The following is a 4,816-nucleotide window of genomic DNA, read 5'->3' as shown; positions in this document are numbered from 1 at the left end:
AGACTTGCCCCGCCCACGACTTCGCGCCCGAGGAGCCCGCAGCACGCGCCCGGTACGCAGGCAGGCGGTCAGCTCGCGCCGCACTGCGCCGCGACCCTGCACGTACAGCGACTGGTAGATGGCCTCGTGACTGATACGCATGCTCATGTCGTCCGGGAAGTCGAGCCGAAGGCGCCGGGCAATCTGCTCCGGGCTCCAGGCACGCGCCCATCGCCGATGCTGACGCTGCCCGTGCCGCCGCTTCTTCCACGGCACGTCCGGCCCACCGACCGGGTGCCCGCCCGGCGTGGCGACCAGCCAGGACAGCCGTTCCTGGACATAGCTCCGCAGCTTCTCGTTCATTGCAAGCTTCGCCGGCTTCGGGCGTCGTGCCGCTCGCTCAGCGTGCCATTGGGCCGTGGTGGCGCGGTATTCCAGCCCCCCGCTGCGCGTCGCCGCGTTGCGCCGCAGCTCCCGTGAGATCGTCGAAGCCGTCCGGCCGAACTGGCGAGCGATCTCTCGCACCTTCCGGCCCCGCGCCCGCAGTAAGGCGATCTCCTCGCGTTCTGCGAACGACAGATAGCGACCGGACAGCGGCTTTGCCGACGGTGCAAGGGTTGATGGTGGCATGCCGCCTGCTTCCCGGAACCAGCGTGATCCCACCGGCTGGGACACGCCAGCGCTGGTGGCCGCAGCTTCACTTGAGACGCCCGCCGCGATCGCCTGCCAGAACCGAACGCGGTTCCCGCGCTGAGCCACGCCCGGCCGGCCAGGTGATCGCGTCAATACCGGACGCAGGGCTCGATCCGAGCGCCGCCGCCGAGGTCTCATCGCAAACGCCTCCAATATCGCGGTATTGCGGCGACCACTTGAATCCGCCCAATATGTCGCCATTCGCTATACGGAACGCTTGGCCGCGGCGGGCATCGAGCCATCGGTCGGCAGCGTCGGTGACAGCTATGACAATGCCCTCGCCGAAAGCATCATCGGCCTGTTCAAGACCGAGGTGATCCGGCAGCGTGGACCGTGGCGAAACATCGATGCCGTCGAATTCGCCACCCTCGAATGGGTGGACTGGTTCAACACGCGCCACCTCCTCGAACCCATCGGCAACATCCCACCCGCCGAAGCCGAGGCACGCTACTATGAACAACTGAACGAGCAGGCTATGGCCGCCTGACCCAAACACTAACGCCTCCGGCAATCCCGGCGCGGTTCAGAGCGCGCCGGGTCAAAACCGACCGGGTGGACGCTGAGAGTTTGCTGCGGGCGCTGCAGGCCTGGCGGCGGGGTGACCGGCACGCGTGTTCGTTCGTCCGTGTGCCGAGCGTCGAGGAAGAGGACGCGCGCCGGCCGCACCGCGAGCTCGCGCGGCTGACCAAGGAGCGGGTGGGCCATGTCAACCGCATCAAAGGCCTGCTCGCGCTCCACGGTGTTCGGGACCACCGGCCGCTACGCCGCGACCGGCGCGAGGCGCTAGAGCAGAATCCGATCACTCTGGATCGTAGCCTGCGGCTGCGAACATGTTGACGCATTCGGCTGGCGTGATGAGGTCGATGAGACGGCCGATTGTGGTCCAGAGTGTGTCGATGGTGCGGGCCGCCGCCTTTCGCAACAGCGCCTTGAGCTTGGCGAAGGCGTGCTCGATCGGATTGAAGTCGGGGCTGTAGGGCGGCAGGAAGCGCAGCTCGGCCCCTGCGGCCTCGATCAGCGCGCGCACGCGCGGTGCCTTGTGGCTGGCCAGATTGTCCATGACCACGATGTCGCCGGCCCGCAGGGTCGGGACGAGCGCCTGCTCGACCCATGCTGCGAAGACCGCGCGATTGACCGGACGGTCGATCACGAACGGCGCGACGATGCCGCTGTTGCGCAGGCCGGCGATAACGGTAGTGGTCTTCCAGTGGCCATGCGGCACGCTCATGCGCAGCCGCTCGCCGCGCGGGCAGCGGCCATGGCGGCGGGCCATGTTGGTGCTGGCCCAAGTTTCGTCGACGAACACCAGTCGGTCAGGGTCAAGGTCGATTTGCCCCTCGAACCAGGCCCAGCGCTGTCTCAGCACATCGGGGCGATCCTGCTCGGCGGCGTGCGCCGTCTTTTTTTGCGCGTCAGCTTGTGCCGGGCGAAGAAGCGCCACAGCGTGCCATACCCAAAGCGGAGGCCCTGGCCGGCCAGTTCGCCGCGCAGTTCCTCGATCGTCATGTCCCGGCGCGCCGCGAAGATACGCAGGATCGTCTCGGCGTGCGCTTCGATCGCGCCGCTGCGGCGGTCGCCGCCCAGCGGTCCGGGCCGCAGGTCGGCGGACTGCCGCTCCAGCGCGCGCCAGCGGCTGATGCTCGCCGCACTCACCTTGAACCGGGCCGCCGCCGCACGGTGGCTCAGCCCCTCATCCCGCACAGCGGCAATCACGCGTTGCCGCAAATCCAGCGAAAGCGCCATCGACATGCCCGCCGGCCTCCCGCCCCGGCAGGAAGCTTGAATCAGGAATCCGCCGATTCGGGAATCGCACCCGATTCGGTCAGCTGGGACGCCGCCCTAGCGGAGTTGCGCACAGGTTGCGGCGAGGTGCTGCCCGTCCGAGCCCGCCTGGAGGTCGAGCGGGAACTGTCGCGCCTCGAACTGGTGCTGCGGCATATCGCAGAGGTCGAGGAGGCAATGGCGGAGCAGGCGCCCGCGAACGAATGTGCCGCGGGACCATCGGAACTGGGATGCCAGGATGCGACCGCCGCGCTGGAGAGGCTGATCTGCATAGGGCGCGAGACCGCTGTGGTCTTGGCCCGCGAGTTGTTCTGTCGCGATTCCCGCGACCGCCGCAGCATTGCAGCCTTTGCTGGCTTGACCCCGAGCCCGTACAGCAGCAGGCGGTTGCAGCATGAGCAGGGCATCAGCAAGGCCGGGAACGCCATCGTGCGCGCCCGCCTCGTCCAGCTCGCTTGGCGCTGGGTTCGCTTCCAGATCGGCAGTGACATCACTGCGTGGTCCGTGGCGCGCACCAGCGGCAGCAGTAAACGGAACCGGCGCGTGGCGATCGTGGCGGTCGCCAGAAAGTTCTTGGTCGCTCTGTGGCGGTATGCGACCCGGGGCCTCGTGCCGGCAGGAGCGAAATTGCGCCCCGCTGCCTGACGCGGAGCCGAAGAGACCGTCCGGGGCGACGGCCCCGTGACGTCCAGGGTGGACGCGTGATCGTGTAGCCGTTGGGGCCCAAGACCCGAAACGCGCAGTTGGATCCCGTCCCCCGTCGCTTGCTCGCCGTGCAAAGGCACCGGGGTCGGCTCCGCCGACCGGATACGAGTCGATGGCGCCAAGCGCCTGACCCGATGCAAGCACGCCCTGGACGGCCAGGAAGAGGAGGACCGGCATGACTTGACGGGAGACATCATACGAACGGCTACCGCGACCGCACGCTGGATACCCGGCTGGGGCAGCTTCAGCTCCGCCTCCCCAAGCTGCGGCAGGGCAGCTACTTCCCGCCGTTCCTGGAGCCGCGGAAGACCTCGGAGAAGGCGCTGCTGGCGGTGATCCAGGGTTGAGCTGCGAAGCAGATCAACGGGCTCGGCGGGGTGTCCACGCGCCGGGTGGACGAGCTGGTGCAGGCCATGGGGCTGTCGGGGATCAGCAAGAGCACGGTCAGCAAGCTGTGCACGGACATCGACGAGCGCGTCAGCGGCTTCCTGGATCGGCGCCTGGAGGGCGAATGGCCGTATCTGTGGCTGGATGCCACCTATCTGCGCCAGCGCGAGGGCGGGCGCATCGTCTCGGTGGCCGCGATAATCGCCGTCGCCGTGAATACCGAGGGCCGGCGCGAGATCGTCGGCCTGCACATCGGCCTCTCCGAGGCCGAGACGTTCTGGGCGGACTTCCTCAAAGGCCTGCTCAAGCGCGGCTTGCGCGGCGTGAAGCTGGTGATCTCCGATGTCCATGAGGGGCTGAAGGCGGCGGTCGCGCGGGTGCTGAAGGCCGGATGGCAGCGCTGCCGGTTCGGGCGGCTTACGCGGCCTTCGGCCACGGTCCGCCCTCACCTGGATGCGCAACGCGCTCGCCTACGTGCCGAAGGCGCAGGCGACCATGGTGGCGGCGGCGCTGCGCCAGGCCTTCCTGCAGCCGGACCAGACCAGCGCGCGGGCCACCTGGCGCCATGTCGCCGACCAATTCCGGCCGCGCTTCCCCAAGCTCGCCGCCCTGATGGACGACAGCGAGCACGACGTGCTCGCCTTCATGGCCTTCCCGGCGCAGCACCGCAGCAAGCTGCATTCGGTGAACCCGTTGGAACGCCTCAACAAGGAGGTCAAGCGCCGCGCCGATGTCGTCGGCATCTTCCCCACGGAGGGCGCCATCATCCGCCTGATCGGCGCCGTGCTGATGGAGTGCAACGACGAATGGTCGGTGCAGACCCGCTCCATGCAGGTCGAGCCGATGACCGAGTTGCTCGCCACGGGCGAAGCTGAGCGCCCGCAGATCACAGCCAAGGCCGCCTGACCATGGCCGCCTCAGCTACACACGATTCCACACCACCTTGACGGACGCGATCTCGTGTTCCCCGCAGGCGCGGGGATGAACCGCCGAACCGGGCGGAGAGGACGAGGACGTTGACGTGTTCCCCGCAGGCGCGGGGATGAACCGCGCACGCCATTGCCGACGCGGCACTAACCGTTGTGTTCCCCGCACGCGCGGGGATGAACCGTCGTCGAGGAACGAGTAATCCCGGATCGGAGTCGCATCTGGCGAGTAGTGCAAGTCGCCGTTCCTGCGCCCCGCCCATCACGGGCGCCTGTAGAAAGGCAAAATTGCCACCGGATCTCAGTACTGTGATGGCGTTGGGCGCGCGGTAAGCAGCAAGTCA

General features: G+C 68.0%; 4 protein-coding genes and 2 pseudogenes. 4 read left to right on the top strand and 2 right to left on the bottom strand.

Features of this window, described 5'->3' with window-relative positions; all coding sequences use genetic code 11:
• Positions 1–810, bottom strand: an 810-nt coding sequence (locus tag VFH59_RS02940; protein ID WP_325163392.1) for a helix-turn-helix domain-containing protein, incomplete at its 3' end; no start/stop codon positions are given.
• 46 nt (positions 811–856) lie between these two features.
• Here VFH59_RS02940 and VFH59_RS02935 point away from each other — a divergent pair.
• Positions 857–1,159, top strand: a pseudogene (locus VFH59_RS02935) (integrase core domain-containing protein); the annotation flags it as partial.
• 65 nt (positions 1,160–1,224) lie between these two features.
• Positions 1,225–1,509: a hypothetical protein gene (locus tag VFH59_RS02930; RefSeq protein ID WP_325163391.1), complete on the top strand. Its 285-nt coding sequence runs from the start codon at positions 1,225–1,227 to the stop codon at positions 1,507–1,509.
• On the opposite strand, the gene VFH59_RS02925 is transcribed toward VFH59_RS02930, so the two are convergent.
• Positions 1,472–2,421, bottom strand: a protein-coding gene (locus VFH59_RS02925) for an IS630 family transposase (protein WP_414655843.1) whose coding sequence is annotated in 2 segments (ribosomal slippage) — positions 1,472–2,082 and positions 2,082–2,421 — 951 coding nt in all. Because the reading frame shifts where the segments join, the coding sequence is not laid out codon by codon here. The genes VFH59_RS02930 and VFH59_RS02925 overlap by 38 nt on opposite strands.
• A gap of 30 nt (positions 2,422–2,451) precedes the next feature.
• Between VFH59_RS02925 and VFH59_RS02920 the strand changes: the two genes are divergently transcribed.
• Positions 2,452–3,099 carry a transposase gene (locus tag VFH59_RS02920; RefSeq protein WP_325163389.1) on the top strand — a complete coding sequence of 216 codons (648 nt, stop codon included), beginning with the start codon at positions 2,452–2,454 and terminating at the stop codon, positions 3,097–3,099.
• 260 nt (positions 3,100–3,359) lie between these two features.
• A pseudogene (locus VFH59_RS02915) lies at positions 3,360–4,452 on the top strand (IS256 family transposase); the annotation flags it as partial.
• Positions 4,453–4,816: the final 364 nt, after the last annotated feature.

The sequence above is a fragment of the Frateuria sp. genome (assembly GCF_035695185.1).
In the GTDB taxonomy this organism is placed as follows: Bacteria; Pseudomonadota; Gammaproteobacteria; order Xanthomonadales; family Rhodanobacteraceae; genus Frateuria_A.
This window is presented reverse-complemented; position numbering and strand designations above follow the sequence as displayed.